This window comes from Peribacillus sp. NPDC096540 (genome assembly GCF_050278525.1).
Taxonomy (GTDB): domain Bacteria; phylum Bacillota; class Bacilli; order Bacillales; family DSM-1321; genus Peribacillus.
This window is the reverse complement of the sequence record NZ_JBNNTG010000015.1, coordinates 65,291-80,171: the sequence shown is the minus strand read 5'-3', so window position 1 is coordinate 80,171 and position 14,881 is coordinate 65,291. Positions and strand designations below refer to the sequence as shown.

Sequence of the window (14,881 nt, the reverse complement as noted above, 5' to 3'; positions counted from 1 at the left end):
CTTCCTGCTGCAGAAGAGTTCGGTCTTTTTTGCGGTAGCTAGGAAGTAACTCGACGCAGCACTGCAAAGTAAGAAGCTAGTATAAGTGCAACTACGCCTCTGTCATCGCCCTTCCAGATCTCCAATCAACGAGTTTACTTTATTTGGTGACATTCAGCCCATACTGTTCAATAAGTGTCACAAGTTGTCCCGGTGAAAGTTTGTCTTCACTATAATCAATTTTGATTTCACCGTCATCAACATCGATGATCGCACGCTCTACCCCGTCCGTAGACAATAGAATGGATTCTAGATTTATTATTGGCCCTTCAGATGTTGCTTCCTTTACATAGAGTGTGGTTGTTTGCATATTCCTTTCACCTCCTAGTGATTTGCTCATATGTCTTATCTATACCCTATCTTCTCGATACATATGTAAAGTTTTAGATTTGGAAATATTGGGTATCAATAAGTAGAGGTGATGGAAAATGAGTAAAGAAGAATTGAAGCGAGATCATGTTCCTGAAAATAGCTCTATGGCTAAGGATTATGAGGAGATGAAAGAACTTGGCAAGCAGATGGAAAATCAAAGGACGAATGAAGAATTGAAAGAGTGGGATAAACGCCCAGGTACAGTCCAACATGAAATAGAGGAAGAAAAAGATTGAAAAAGTCCACAACTAGAATAATTGTATCTATATCTGAGTAAACAGGGTGTCCAGAAAGTTACTGGGGCACCCTTTTGTTGTTTAGTGAAAACAGAAATTTTTTAAGTCTGATCTTAGAAAGAAATCGTAAACAACTTATATATTATTCAATGGCTTGTCTAATTTATAGGCAAACGTCCATTATCGAATTTTTTTGTAAATTATCCTTTATCGCTGCATAAGATAGAGTAATACTTTTCTTTTAGTCCGTTGTTTCCGGACTGTATTTTACTAATGTGAAAAACCGGAATGATGTGGGCTTTCTCACACTAACTTATTATATGAAGGAATGATGAAAAGCGTGCAAACATTTATAAGGGGGGAAGAGAATGTCGGAAGAGAATAATCAACAATATGTGATTTCACAGGAAAATTGGTCCCTCCATCGAAAAGGCTATGATGATCAACAACGCCATCAGGAAAAGGTGCAGGAAGCAATTAAGAATAATTTACCTGAATTAATTTCAGAAGAAAGCATTGTAATGTCTAATGGTCGGGATGTTATTAAGATTCCTATTCGCTCCTTGGATGAATACAAAATTCGTTATAACTATGATAAAAACAAACATGTGGGTCAAGGCGATGGCGATAGTAAAGTGGGGGATGTGGTCGCAAGAGATGGCTCACCATCTGATGCCGGAGGAGGCAAAGGGCAGGGGGCAGGTGACAAGGCTGGCGAGGATTATTATGAAGCCGAAGTGTCAATGATGGAATTAGAAGAAGCGCTGTTCAGCCAGTTAGAACTGCCTAATCTTCAGAAAAAGGAACAAGCGGAGCACACGCTTGAGCATATTGAATTCAACGACATTCGCAAGACAGGCTTAATGGGAAATATTGATAAAAAGAAAACCATGATATCCGCTTTCAAACGGAATGCCTTAAGCGGCGACCCAGGTTTTCATCCAATTTATAAAGAAGATTTTAAATTCAAAACGTGGAATGAAATTCAGAAACCGGACTCCAAAGCAGTCGTATTGGCAATGATGGATACTTCTGGAAGTATGGGTCTGTGGGAAAAGTACATGGCCAGAAGCTTCTTCTTTTGGATGAACCGTTTCTTGCGGACAAAATATGAAACGGTTGAAATCGAGTTTATTGCCCACCATACAGAAGCGAAAGTGGTCCCGGAAGAAGATTTCTTTTCAAAAGGGGAGAGTGGCGGTACAATTTGTTCTTCCGTATATCGAAAAGCATTAGAACTTATTGATCATAAATATGACCCTGTGAAGTTTAACATTTATCCATTTCATTTTTCCGATGGTGACAATCTCACGTCTGATAACGTTCGATGCGTAAAGCTTGTGGAAGAACTCATGAAGGTTTCCAATATGTTCGGCTATGGGGAAGTCAATCAATACAATCGCCATTCGACATTGATGACTGCTTATAAGAATATCGACAATGAAAAATTCAGGTATTATATTCTTAAGCAAAAAGCTGACGTTTTCCACGCGATGAAGAGCTTTTTTAAAGATGAAGAAAATAAGAAGTATGCATAAAAAAGGAAGCTGTGGAGCTATATAGTTTATTTAAATTATATATAGCTATATTTATAAAAAGACGTACAGTTCACATGGTACGTCTTTTTTTCAATCTTTGTTTTTTTGCAGGTGACGGAGAAAAGATACAGCAAATCTAAAGAGGGAAAGTTCACAATGAGTTGAACAACTAATTTTAAAGAAGATTGGCTGTTCATGGCAACATCAGAACGATAAGGAATTACGTGCAAGATTCATAAAGTGGAATTTTATATAAAAAAGCCTTTGCTTAAAAGAAGCAAAGGCTACATATTCGACGACTATATTTATATCATTCGTTTCGTTACTTCCCCGACACATTTCCTAATGCTTTCCCAAGTTCTTTCTTCATCATGTTCAGTTATAAGTACATCACTTTCAACTGGACGTGAAATCCCTACACCCTAATACGATCCATAAAGCGTATTTTCAGGAATATTTCTCGGGAAACCAACAATAATATCCCCTGGAAAAGTATAGGTGTAATAAGGCTGCTTCTGCCATGTGTGGTTGCTGTTGTACAGAATACGGCTCCAACTTTGTGTTTAAAAAAACACAATATATATATATCAGAAAAACTATTTATTTAAGCGAGGTTAATGAGTTGTTACATATTCGTTTTTTCCTGCACGCATTCCAACAATGAAAATTAGAGCTGAAACTACGATTAACATTAGTAAGGGAATCGTCCAACTGTGTGTAATGTCATGTAGCCCTCCAAATAATATTGGTCCAACTGCAGCTAAAAGATACCCAAATGATTGAGCCATTCCGGATAGTTCCGTCGCCTCATGGGTACTTTGTGTACGAAGACTAAAGAACATCATGGATAAACTAAATATCGTTCCGACTCCAACCCCAATCAAAATCATGCATACTGGGATAAGCAGCGTGCTTCCGTACAAAATACCGAATATCCCTACAATAAGAAAAATAACAGGAGGGACTACTAACAAACGCTGACTCTGTAAGCGTCCAGCTAAAATTGGCACAATGAATGTTATAGGAATGACGGCAAGCTGCATGATGGATAGCATCCAACCGGCTTCATCAGCATTTAGTCCTTTTTGCTCCAGGATTTCTGGCATCCAGGTAATTACTGTATAAAAGATAAACGATTGCAGTCCCATGAATAAAGTGATCTGCCACGCTAAACCAGAACGCCATAAGTTAATGTTTTTTACCTTTTGTGCCGTTTGTTCATCCTTATCGGACTTGAATGGCTTTTTTAATTGTGGCATCCAAAAGAAAACGGTAATAAGAGATAAGATCCCCCAACATCTAAGGGCGCCAGCCCATCCTAATCCTGATGAAGAGGAAATGGGAATACTGATACCGGATCCTATTGCGCCACATAAATTCATGGAAACTGCATAAATCCCTGTCATCAAACCAATATTTCGTGCAAAGTTATGTTTAATAAGACTGGGTAACAATACATTGCCAATAGCGATGGCTAACCCAATTAAAATGGTTCCTAAAAACAATGTCGTTACGCCGCCAATAGATCGTATCCCAATCCCGACCGTTAATAAGATTAAGGAAATGAATAGGGTAAGCTCCATTCCAAAACGTCGTGCTAACTTAGGGGCAAACGGGGATAAGAGTGCAAAAGCAAGTAAAGGTATCGTTGTTAATGAACCTGATAGTGTATTGGATATTCCCAAATTGTCACGGATCGAGGTTACCAGTGGCCCTACAGATGTTAAAGGAGCTCTAAGGTTGGCTCCAATTAGAATAATCCCTATAATAAGTAATCCTATTCTAGGTTTTATATCTATTTTCGTTTGTTCAAGTTGATTTGTTGCTTGGCGAATACTCATAAAATGTCCTCCGTACTTAGATTAAAGATTTTTTGAACTGAGCAATGTATTCATTCACTGTTTCAACTGCCCGTTCTTCATCTTGTTCGATGATGGCATCTACAAGGCTACAATGAATGTTCAAATGCAGGTTCGCATCAGAACTCATCTCAACTATCTGATGGATAGAAGCATGTAAAGAATCTGCCATATGTTCATACAAATCAATTAACAAGCTATTATGTGATGCCTCTATAATGGCTTTATGTAACTGAATATCAGCTTCTTCGTAAGCCTGACTATCCTTTGCTTCCGCTGCATCATGGCATGTTGCAATATGGGTTCGTAACTGTTCTATATCATCTTTGTCACGCCTTATTGCAGCTAATTGTGCTGCCTCTCTTTCGAGTGCGTGTCGTACCTCTAACGTCTCTAATATACCTGACTGCTGGATTCTTCGTTGAATAGCAACGCCCAAGACACTTGATGACCTGACGAACGTTCCCTTTCCTTGTTTTGTTACTAAAAGACCTGCATAAACAAGTGATCGTACAGCTTCTCTTAATGTATTTCTACTCACATCGAACTGTTTTATCAAATCCATTTCAGGAGGGATCTGATTTCCAATCTCCCATTCGCCAGATTCAATTAACGATTCAATTTGAGAAACAACTTGTTCTACAAGTGATAAGCGATTTGTTTTAGATATGGTCAATGTATACACCTCAAATTTGTAGGATGATTGGTTCATTGGTTATTTTAACATATGTATGTTGAAAATATAAACAGGAGAGTTAAAGTACGGAGTATTCAATGAAAATGCTGAAGAATACAACCAGGATTATCGTAAGAACTTTCTCGATACATAAAGAATAGCCTGAGCAACTATTCAATTATCCTCTGTTGCGTGGGAGATGTTACCCGAAAAGGCCAGAGTCAGGGCAGAAAGCCTTTTAATATAGGAGAAAAAAGCCCTGAAATAAAAAATTCCGGGGCTTCATTTCTTATAAGGTACATAAATGTTAAAACTAAATAAGGAATTATAAAAAAGTCTAGGAATTAAATTCCCAGACTTAATTGTAATTGAAAAGAAGTATGTCTATTTTTTAGCTGCTTTTTTTTGTTTGACAATAAAAGAGAGTAGGATAAATATTCCCACAGTTATAAGACATACAGTGGTACCAATAATATTTTGTTTATTAAAGAGAAAAGCAAAAAAGATAAAGCTTAAAGCTGTGATCGCAAATATAGTTGTATATGGGTACCATTTTACCCGGAAACCTGGTTTGTCAGTGTATTGTTTACGGAGCTTCAATTGAGCTGAACATATACTGATCCATAATAATAAAACTGTAAAGCCAGGGATAGCCATAAGATAGCTTAATATCAGATCGGGAGTTAAATAGGATAAAAACACACCAACTAATATACAAAATGTAGTTAGAAATATTCCATTAAGCGGGATACCCTTTTTGGTTGTTCTTAAAAATACCTTAGGGGCTTCTCCGTTCTGAGATAGAGTAAACAATGTTCTTGATGTAGCATATATACCTGAATTTGCTGCTGATAAGACAGCAGTTAAAAGGACGAAATTCATAATATCAGCAGCTCCGGGTAGTCCTGATAAGCTGAAAACCTGAACGAAAGGACTTTCTTCAGTACTTACTTGGTTCCAAGGTATTACTCCGCAAATAATAAGAATGGGCAAGACGTAAAAAAGGATTACCCGCCATACTGTTCCTTTAATGATTTTTGGTATAACTTGCTGACTATCTTTTGTTTCTGTGACAGCCACACCTATTAATTCAGCACCTCCATATGAAAACATTACAACTAAAAGTGCACTTAACATGCCTCCAATTCCTTGAGGGAAAAAGCCACCATGTTCTGTATAATTAGAAAATGAAGCGGAACTAGGGAAAATTCCTAGTAGGATTAAAGCTCCTAAAATAATAAAAGCAATTAAAGTTATTATTTTAATACCTGCAAACCAAAATTCGAGTTCTCCATAGTATTTTACTTGAACCAAATTTATTCCTATTACTACTGACGCGCAAAGTATACTTAGTAACCATAATGGTACAGAGGGAAACCAGTATTGTAAAAAGCTTCCGGCTGCTACTATTTCTACAATAATCACGATAATCCAATTAAACCAATAGAGCCATCCCACAATAAAGGATAGTTGAAACCCAAAAGCTTTATTTATAAGGTGTTGTACGTTCAAATTGGGAAAAACGGTTGCCATCTCTCCTAAGGCTGCCATTACAATAAATAACAATAGGCCTCCTATTAAATAGGCTATTACAACACTTGGACCAGCCATATTTAATGTATCTGAGCTCCCCTTAAAGATCCCTGTTCCTATCATTCCTGCTAATGCAATAAACTGGACATGTCTTGGTAATAAGCCCCTTTGTAAATCATGATGAGTCTTTTCCATGTTATTCATGCCTTTCTTCCGTTATTTTAATAAAAATCAAATGACTTTTCTGTGATTAAACGCTTTCGTGCGCTAAAGTAATTATATTAATATAACATAATTCAGAATAATGTCAATTTATATAGGGGTCTAACAGTAGAGAATGAATTGTGGATATTATTTAAACATATTTTGATACTTATTCTTAATTAAAATGTCATTTGTTAAAGTTAATTTATTTTTCTATTTGAATCCTTACTTTTAAAGAGCATATTTTTTAGGAAATAAATGATGTGAGGAACTAAGTACACCTTTGTAAACAAAGAACCCAAATTCCAATATGAGGAATTTGGGTTCTTGAATTCTTATTTAGCTTACTTGTACCATATCCATCTATACATTGCTTAATCGGATCTCAGTTCTAAAAATTAAGAGTGTAATTTTCAATATTTTTCTCTTAAACCTTTATATATTTTTCTAAATTAGATACTAAATCAGTCATTGCTGAAACGAACATAGTGCGAAACGGGTGTTCTTTTATAAAGTCTAAAGAAAAACATTCAACAAATCAATGTAGAGAGATTAATAAATGAACTTGGGCACAGTTCAGATTTGTCTGTTCGAGTGATTGAGTTTCCACCCCCAAAAACGTTACGAGCAGTCATTAGTAAATGCGTCCCTAACAAAATTAATAAAACTGAAAACATTTTGGCCATTATATCACCTTCAATCTTTTCTTAAAGTGCGGTAAATCATCTGAAAATATACAATATATAAGTGAAACTTTAAAAATATAAAGCTGATACAAAATAATTTTCAACCTATTCAATATTCATTGGAGATTGTGGGATTTTTAATTAACAAATTATGAGAGCAAAAATAGTCCTGTTAAATTGCTGTCATTTTCCTGACTAGTGCATAAGATGAGATAACCCAGTAAAGTTCTTCTATAAAAACAAATGAGGAGATGTTTCTATATGTCAGGTTGTGAGTCAAGTTGTGACGGCGGTTTTGGATTTGGTGGAGGTTTCGCCTTTATAGTCGTTTTGTTTATACTGTTAGTAATTGTTGGAGCTAGCTTTTGTGGTGGAGGATACGGTGGAGGATACGGTGGAGGATTCGACGGTGGATATGCCCCGGTTCAAGGATATGGGGGCTACTGCTAAAATAATAAAAAAAGCCGACCTTAATAGGTCGGTTCAGACTGTAGACAAACTCGATGAAAATCGAGTTTGCCTACAGCTTTTTTATGGCTTGTACAATTTGAACGTTGATTGGAACGTAGGGCACTCGCTTTCCGAGGGCGGTCCGGGAGCCTCCTCGGCTTGCGCCTGCGGGGTCTCCCCTAGACGCGCTTTTCCCGCAGGAGTCTCGCACCTTCCGCTCCAATCAACTTTGTTATAAAATTTAGATAGAACCTCTTTTACCTACAGTCTTTTTTATCTACAAACTGAGCCGACCTTAATAGGTCGGTTTCTTCTATAATTATTAAAAGGCTATTCACTCTCACATAAAGTGGAGAAAGAAAGTGGATGTAGGTAATCGGTTTCTTGTACCTGTTCACTATCCTGTAGAAATTCTAAATAACCGGCAAATACCTGTGAAGCCATCCCTAGATAGTGCATTTCAGTGTGGATGATACCCATCTTGGGTGAATGATGCATATACATTTTCATCCCTCCTTTTGTAATTCAGATGACCATCAAAATAGGTATGGTTCTTAAAAATGTTAATAACAGGCCTTATTAGCAGAAGGAAAGTTTTCTTCATATAATACAAGTAATATTCATTTAAATATCAGAAGCTTTAGGTTTTGAACTTTCTTCATTTCTTTCTTCTACTATCATGCGCAATCCACGCTTTGGTCTGAGTGAAAGGGTTGGTATTGGTTTTACTTCATGATGGTCTGGTGCAAGCTTTATTCTATACGTTTTAGAAATGCACGCTAGGACAAGCACAGCTTCCATAAAAGCAAAATGATTACCAATACAGACTCTTGGCCCCCCACTAAATGGAAAGTAAGCGTACGTAGGTAAAGTTTTCAAATAGTTGTTTTCAAATCGCTCTGGAATAAAAGAATCTGGATTATCAAAATACTCCGGCTTGTGATGCATCACATAAGAGCTTATCAGGAACATATCGCCTTTTTTAAAACGATACCCTTCAATTACCACATCCGCCTCCACTTGCCGCGATATGATATAGATTGGCGGGTATAGTCGAAGAGATTCCCAGATAATATTTTGTGTGTATGTTAATTTCATGAAATCGTCAGGAGCTGGATTACGGTTTCCTATTACTCTGTCTATTTCATTGAAAAGTTTAGTTTCCACTTCAGGATGCTGTGAAAGCAAGTATAGGGTCCAGGAAAGTGCATTTGCCGTCGTTTCGTGACCGGCAAGGAAAATGGTCATTAGTTCATCGCGTACTTGCTGGTTTGACATACCTAAGCCGTCCTTATCATCTCTAGCCTCCATTAGAATCCCAAGCATATCTTCATGTCTCTCTGCATCTTCCCTACGTTTTTCGATTATGCTATAAATCACAGTATCAAGTTTCTGTATCGCATTTTTATATTTACGGTTGATTTTAGTTGGGACCCATAAAGGCAATCGAAGTAGTGTTCTCATCCTTTTTACGGCAATTCTCAAGGATGATTCTATCGGTTCCCCGACCACTTCATACCCATCTTTGAATTCCATGCTGAACATGGTCTTGCTGATTATACCGAGAGAAATATTCATCATATCTTTTGTAATAATCCGTTCTTCCCTATTGTTCCAAGCTGAAATATAGTCCATTGTTATATCAATCATATCCTGGGCATAATTGCTAATATGGGACTTTTTGAAAGAGGGTTGAATAAGCCTTCTCTGGCGCATGTGAACGTCTTTTTCACTTGTAAGAATTCCATCACCAACGAGTGGTTTTATAGCATTGCTGTCCTTTGATTTGACGAAGGATTTTTGTTTCGTTACAAGTATCTGCTTTATTAAATCCGGATTTGAAATGAGGTAAACATTTTGGAAAGGTCCAAAACGAAATTTTGCAACGTCTCCATATTCTTTTGATAAACGGGTAAGAAAGCCAAGTACATCTTTTTGAAACTCCTTTGTATGGCCAGAAATTAGTTTTCCATTTGGGACCATTGGAGAATCATATAATACTTCATCAGTTTCACTCAATGTTGTTTTTCTCCTTTCGGTAATAATAATTTCTTGTAATCATTCTATGAGAATAAGCTATATTGGTTTGGACAAGTTGTTAAAAGAAAGAGCACATAATTTTTAATTAGTTAATCATAATGAATGAATATATGCGTCCTAAAGGGTGAGGGGAGATTACTAGATTTCTATTCTTAATTCTGCTAAAAATATAGTTTTTTAATTATAGAAAATAACAAATCGTGAGGGCGTATTTCGAGCTGGTAGTAACCTTCAAAAAGGAGGAGAAGTACAAATAGAGGCTCCTAAAATCCTTCCTATAAAACAGGTAAGGAATTAAAGGGACCTAGATTAAAAAACTCTGGGAAAGAGGAATCCAGAGTTTTTTTGAGATATTCTGAAAGTGATTTTTCTTTTGGTGTTTTTAAATGATTTTACTAATTTTAAATGAAGTTTTTGGCTAATTAATTGTTAAATTAGTTTAAATAGAAAGGAGAATTTATTGATAAATCAGAGATGTATTCAGCTTCTTTCTTCCCTATCTCTATTTTGGTGCTGATCATTTTTTTCCATTGCGGGACCACCATATTCTTCGTTAATTTCTTTAACCACTTGATCTAAAAATTCATCAGATAATATTGGGTTATCATTTTTTGGGGGCATGTAATTCTCCTCTATCCTTTCTTGGTACCATATGTCTTAATCACTAATGAAGTAGTTGTTAACAACATAACCTCTCTAAGAAAAAATTATTCTTTTTGTTTGCAAATTTTTCATTTACTTTTCTGAATCACGGGAGTATGATATCAACAGTTTCATATTTCTAAATCGCTGAAACCTTATGGTACGGGGGAACCGTTCTTGGGATTGTTTTACAATCCAAGGGGTGAATCCTTTCTAGGTAGGGCTACTCAAAGGCCCGAATCCGACAGCTAACCTCGTAAGCGTTATATGAGAAGGAAGGTGGAACTTGTGAGACAAAAAAATGATGTCTGCAGGTCTATTTAACTATGACTTGTGGGCATTTTTCTATTTTATTCTTGTTTTGTTCGTAAAGTTTTATTCATATAACTGGGCAAAATACACTTAATTTGAAAAATGGCGGTGATTCTTAATGTTATCTTCTATAAAGAGGTTCTTAATAGGCCGGCCTTTAAAATCAACGGCATTAGGTGACCAAAAGCTTAACAAAACAAAAGCCTTGGCCATATTATCTTCTGATGCTTTGTCTTCGGTTGCATATGGTCCGGAACAAATATTAATTGTTTTAATTACAGTGGGTGCCGCAGCATTTTGGTATTCCATTCCTATCGCCATTGGTGTATTGATTCTGTTAATGGCTTTAATCTTGTCCTATAGACAAATTATCTTTGCTTATCCTCATGGCGGGGGAGCATACGTGGTTTCAAAAAACAATTTGGGTGTGAATCCTGGGTTGATAGCTGGAGGATCCTTGTTAGTCGACTATATCCTAACTGTGGCTGTAAGTGTTTCTGCGGGTACAGATGCCATCACATCTGCTTTCCCGAGCCTACATTCATATAATGTCTTTATTGCTATAATTTTTGTAATTCTTCTTACCATCCTAAACCTAAGAGGGGTAACAGAGTCGGCTTCCGTATTAGCCTATCCAGTGTATCTATTCGTTTTAGCGTTATTCATTCTGATTGGTGTAGGTCTATACAAAATTTTAACTGGTGGCGTTTCCCCTGACTTACATGCATCAATTGGAACACCAGTAGCAGGAATCAGTTTATTTATACTTCTAAGAGCTTTTGCATCAGGTAGCTCAGCATTAACAGGAGTTGAAGCGATTTCCAATGCGATTCCGAACTTTAAAGATCCAGCCCCTAATAATGCTGCAAAAACATTAATAGCAATGGGTTCTTTACTTGCCGTGTTATTTACGGGAATTGTATTCTTAGCCTATTATTTAAGCATAGTACCTAACGCAGAGGTAACAGTTGTCTCGCAGATTGCTGAAGAGATCTTTGGACGGAATTTCATGTATTTCTTCATTCAAGGTACGACTGCATTAATTTTGATACTTGCTGCCAACACTGGCTATTCTGCTTTCCCTTTGCTTGCGGTAAATCTTGCAAAGGATAAATTCATACCAAGGGCGTTTACAATTAGAGGAGACCGATTAGGATATTCCAATGGAATTATCATACTAGGACTTGCATCAATCATCTTAATAATCGCATTTGAAGGACATACAGAAAATCTTATTCCACTTTATGCGGTTGGGGTATTTATTCCATTTACGTTGTCTCAGTCCGGGATGATTGTTAAATGGATTCGCGAAAAGCCAAAAGGATGGATGATGAAATTAACCATTAATTCAATTGGTGCCCTTATTAGCTTTATCGTCACAATGATATTCTTTTTAACCAAATTTACTCAGGTTTGGCCTGTTTTGATTTTTTTACCTATCATCATTGTTATTTTTCATCGAATTAGAAAGCATTATGAAGCAGTTGGTGACCAACTTAGGATTACAACTTGTGAGCCTATCTTACCAATAGAAGGGAATATCATTATTGTACCTGTGGCTGGTATAACTCATGTGGTTGAGAACTCATTAAATTATGCTAAATCTCTTTCGGCACATCAGGTTATTGCCGTTTATGTTGCTTTTGAAAGAGAAGATGAAAAAAAATTCGAAGAAAAATGGAAGAAGTGGCAACCAGATATTAGACTCGTCACACTGAACTCTTATTATAGAAGTATCATACAGCCACTAACTAAATTTGTAGATACAGTTGAACATAAAGCGAGGGAATCTAACTATAAAGTTACAGTAATCATTCCACAATTTATTCCGAAGAAAGGCTGGCACAATATTCTTCACAACCAATCTAGTTTACTGATCCGTGCATACTTACTTTATAGAAGAAATGTAGTTATTACGACAGTACCGTATCATTTGAAAAAATAAAAATATAAAAAAAGTGATTTCATTGATAGCTTTACTTTTCTGGAAATATAAAGTTTATGACTGACAAATAGATTTTTGATATCATTCAAAAAATGAGAGGTTTTAGTTTTTGCCAAAATTGGCAACCACCTATTGTTTAAGAAGTGCAACAAGTCATAAGTGTTTACATTATTCAGGTGATACCGATAGTATCGTAGTAGATTCAACGCAGAGGGAACGAGTGGATTCATTTCAAACATTTCCTCCATTATTTCAAGCTAATATGAGTGAGAATACTAATTCTACATAAAAAGGGTTGCCGCTGGCAGCCCTTTTTATGTAGAACAACTGCAGCTGAATTTGTCTTTCCTTTTGAATTTATCATTATCATTCATTTGAATAAATGGTCATTAGATGATCAAAATTCAGTAAGCCTCTAAGAAGTTTTCATAGATAAAATTACCAAGGTTCAATTTTCTTAGTGAGTACATATTAAAAAATGACATGTTTAGTACATACATATATGGGGGTTGAAAATGGATATATTATTAGCTCTCTTACCGGCACTATTCTGGGGAAGTATCGTTTTATTTAATGTGAAACTTGGTGGTGGTCCCTATAGTCAAACCCTAGGTACAACGATTGGGGCTTTGATTTTTTCTATTGGGGTTTATTTTTTCGCGGATATCAAGTTGTCACCTCTAGTTTTTGGTGTGGGGTTTGTTTCAGGACTTTTTTGGGCTGTTGGACAAGCTAATCAGCTCAAAAGCATTGATTTAATGGGTGTTTCTAAAACAATGCCGATTTCAACGGGATTACAGCTGATTTCTACTACTTTATTTGGAGTCATTGTTTTTCACGAATGGTCTACACTGAAAGCGGTTATTTTAGGCGTACTGGCTTTAGTATTTATTATCATTGGAATCGTGTTGACCTCACTGGAAGATAAAGAATCAAAAGAGAGTAAATCGGGAAACTTGAAAAAGGGAATCGTTATTCTACTCATCTCAACATTTGGTTATTTAGTTTATGTGGTTGTTGCACGTCTTTTTGATGTTAATGGCTGGTCAGCATTGTTTCCTCAAGCAATCGGGATGGTGGTAGGTGGCTTATTATTAACGTTTAAACATAAGCCGTTTAATAAGTATGCAATTCGCAATATCATTCCTGGATTAATATGGGCAGCAGGAAACATGTTTTTATTTATATCACAGCCTCGTGTGGGAGTCGCAACGAGTTTTTCCCTATCTCAAATGGGCATTATTATTTCAACGCTCGGTGGGATCATAATTTTGCATGAGAAGAAAACAAGGCGCCAATTAATTGGAATCGTTATTGGAATTATCTTGATTATTACAGCTGGGGTTATGCTCGGACTCGCAAAAAGTTAATTGGAGGGCGATGAAATGTATACAGATTTAGAAGGAAAGGTCGTTGTGATAACTGGTTCATCCACTGGTTTAGGAAAGGCAATGGCAATTCGCTTTGCTCAGGAAAAGGCGAAGGTCGTGGTTAATTACCGTACTAAATTAGAGGAAGCAGATAGTGTATTAGAAGAAATCAAAAAAACTGATGGGGAAGCTATTGCAGTAAAAGGCGATGTTACCGTTGAAGAAGATGTGATTAATTTTGTGCAATCAGCCATAAAGGGATTTGGAAAACTTGACATATTCATTAATAATGCAGGAATAGAAAATCCAGTCCCTTCTCATGAGATGCCATTAAGCGACTGGAACCGGGTAATTAACACCAATTTAACAGGTAATTTTTTAGGTTGCCGTGAAGCCATCAAGTATTTTGTAGAAAACAACATTAAAGGAAATGTGATAAATATGTCCAGTGTACATGAAAAAATTCCATGGCCTTTATTTGTTCACTACGCGGCAAGCAAGGGCGGTGTGAAGTTGCTTACGGAAACTTTGGCGCTAGAATATGCGCCAAAAGGGATTCGTGTAAACAGCATTGGTCCAGGTGCAATAGCCACGCCAATAAATGCCGACAAGCTTGAAGATCCTGAAAAGAAAAAGGATCTTGAAAGTATGATTCCAATGGGGTACATTGGAAAGCCTGAAGAAATCGCTGCGGTTGCTGTATGGCTGGCATCTTCGGAGTCAAGTTATGTAACAGGCATCACCCTATTTGCTGATGGGGGAATGACGAAATATCCTTCATTTCAAGCGGGAAGAGGATGAAAGAATCTCTTGAATCATACTCGTCTTAATAATGGTTTTAATAGCTTCTATCTTGGACTTACTTCCTCGTTAGTCTGCTCTTCTTTAATAGGGTAGATGATTAAGTAGGCATTTGTTCAGCTAAAAAAGTTTGAATCTGCCTCACAACTTATACTAGTCGAAGAAGAGTCTAGTTTAA

The 14,881-nt window shown here is 36.6% G+C and carries 13 protein-coding genes, 1 pseudogene and 1 riboswitch; of the genes and pseudogenes, 6 read left to right on the top strand and 8 right to left on the bottom strand.

Annotation, left to right across the window (positions count from 1 at the left end; genetic code table 11):
• Positions 1-139 precede the first annotated feature (139 nt).
• Entirely contained in the window at positions 140-349 is a 210-nt protein-coding gene (locus ACQKMR_RS14590; protein ID WP_053344681.1) for a heavy-metal-associated domain-containing protein, read from the bottom strand.
• A 118-nt stretch (positions 350-467) separates the two neighbouring features.
• Here ACQKMR_RS14590 and ACQKMR_RS14585 point away from each other — a divergent pair, with 118 nt between their 5' ends.
• Together ACQKMR_RS14585 and yhbH are read left to right on the top strand one after the other, a co-directional pair.
• Complete coding sequence (locus ACQKMR_RS14585) at positions 468-647, top strand: hypothetical protein (protein ID WP_056530917.1); 180 nt, start codon at positions 468-470, stop codon at positions 645-647.
• A gap of 368 nt (positions 648-1,015) precedes the next feature.
• The gene (gene yhbH / locus ACQKMR_RS14580) at positions 1,016-2,185 is read left to right on the top strand and encodes a sporulation protein YhbH (protein ID WP_427697935.1); all 1,170 of its coding nucleotides are present in this window, start codon (positions 1,016-1,018) and stop codon (positions 2,183-2,185) included.
• Between the two features lie 425 nt (positions 2,186-2,610).
• On the opposite strand, the pseudogene ACQKMR_RS14575 reads toward yhbH, so the two are convergent.
• From ACQKMR_RS14575 to ACQKMR_RS14560, 4 genes and pseudogenes are all read right to left on the bottom strand, one after another.
• Positions 2,611-2,747, bottom strand: a pseudogene (locus ACQKMR_RS14575) (NAD(P)H-dependent oxidoreductase); the annotation flags it as partial.
• Between the two features lie 52 nt (positions 2,748-2,799).
• The gene (locus ACQKMR_RS14570) at positions 2,800-4,026 is read right to left on the bottom strand and encodes a CynX/NimT family MFS transporter (RefSeq protein ID WP_427697934.1); all 1,227 of its coding nucleotides are present in this window, start codon (positions 4,024-4,026) and stop codon (positions 2,800-2,802) included.
• Positions 4,027-4,042: 16 nt separating this feature from the next.
• Positions 4,043-4,720, bottom strand: coding sequence for a FadR/GntR family transcriptional regulator (locus ACQKMR_RS14565; RefSeq protein ID WP_427697933.1), 678 nt, complete (start codon positions 4,718-4,720; stop codon positions 4,043-4,045).
• Between the two features lie 384 nt (positions 4,721-5,104).
• A complete protein-coding gene (locus ACQKMR_RS14560; protein ID WP_427697961.1) occupies positions 5,105-6,448 on the bottom strand; it encodes an amino acid permease in 1,344 nt (447 codons plus the stop codon).
• Between the two features lie 956 nt (positions 6,449-7,404).
• Here ACQKMR_RS14560 and ACQKMR_RS14555 point away from each other — a divergent pair.
• Positions 7,405-7,593 carry a YjcZ family sporulation protein gene (locus ACQKMR_RS14555; protein WP_427697932.1) on the top strand — a complete coding sequence of 63 codons (189 nt, stop codon included), beginning with the start codon at positions 7,405-7,407 and terminating at the stop codon, positions 7,591-7,593.
• Between the two features lie 330 nt (positions 7,594-7,923).
• Here ACQKMR_RS14555 and ACQKMR_RS14550 read toward each other — a convergent pair whose 3' ends face one another.
• The 3 genes from ACQKMR_RS14550 to ACQKMR_RS14540 all read right to left on the bottom strand — a co-directional run bounded on the left by ACQKMR_RS14550 (position 7,924) and on the right by ACQKMR_RS14540 (position 10,254).
• Positions 7,924-8,097 carry a hypothetical protein gene (locus ACQKMR_RS14550; RefSeq protein ID WP_427697931.1) on the bottom strand — a complete coding sequence of 58 codons (174 nt, stop codon included), beginning with the start codon at positions 8,095-8,097 and terminating at the stop codon, positions 7,924-7,926.
• Positions 8,098-8,217: 120 nt separating this feature from the next.
• Positions 8,218-9,612 carry a cytochrome P450 gene (locus ACQKMR_RS14545; RefSeq protein WP_427697930.1) on the bottom strand — a complete coding sequence of 465 codons (1,395 nt, stop codon included), beginning with the start codon at positions 9,610-9,612 and terminating at the stop codon, positions 8,218-8,220.
• A gap of 501 nt (positions 9,613-10,113) precedes the next feature.
• Positions 10,114-10,254 (bottom strand): bacitracin ABC transporter ATP-binding protein, encoded by a 141-nt coding sequence (locus ACQKMR_RS14540; protein ID WP_427697929.1) that lies wholly within the window; start codon positions 10,252-10,254, stop codon positions 10,114-10,116.
• 156 nt (positions 10,255-10,410) lie between these two features.
• Positions 10,411-10,554: riboswitch (cyclic di-AMP (ydaO/yuaA leader) on the top strand.
• A gap of 151 nt (positions 10,555-10,705) precedes the next feature.
• Between ACQKMR_RS14540 and ACQKMR_RS14535 the strand changes: the two genes are divergently transcribed.
• The 3 genes from ACQKMR_RS14535 to ACQKMR_RS14525 all read left to right on the top strand — a co-directional run bounded on the left by ACQKMR_RS14535 (position 10,706) and on the right by ACQKMR_RS14525 (position 14,703).
• Positions 10,706-12,532, top strand: coding sequence for an APC family permease (locus ACQKMR_RS14535; protein WP_427697928.1), 1,827 nt, complete (start codon positions 10,706-10,708; stop codon positions 12,530-12,532).
• A gap of 515 nt (positions 12,533-13,047) precedes the next feature.
• Positions 13,048-13,902, top strand: a complete 855-nt coding sequence (locus tag ACQKMR_RS14530; RefSeq protein ID WP_427697927.1) for a RhaT/GlcU family sugar-proton symporter — start codon at positions 13,048-13,050, stop codon at positions 13,900-13,902.
• Positions 13,903-13,917: 15 nt separating this feature from the next.
• Positions 13,918-14,703 carry an SDR family oxidoreductase gene (locus tag ACQKMR_RS14525; RefSeq protein WP_427697926.1) on the top strand — a complete coding sequence of 262 codons (786 nt, stop codon included), beginning with the start codon at positions 13,918-13,920 and terminating at the stop codon, positions 14,701-14,703.
• The last annotated feature ends 178 nt before the right edge of the window (positions 14,704-14,881 follow it).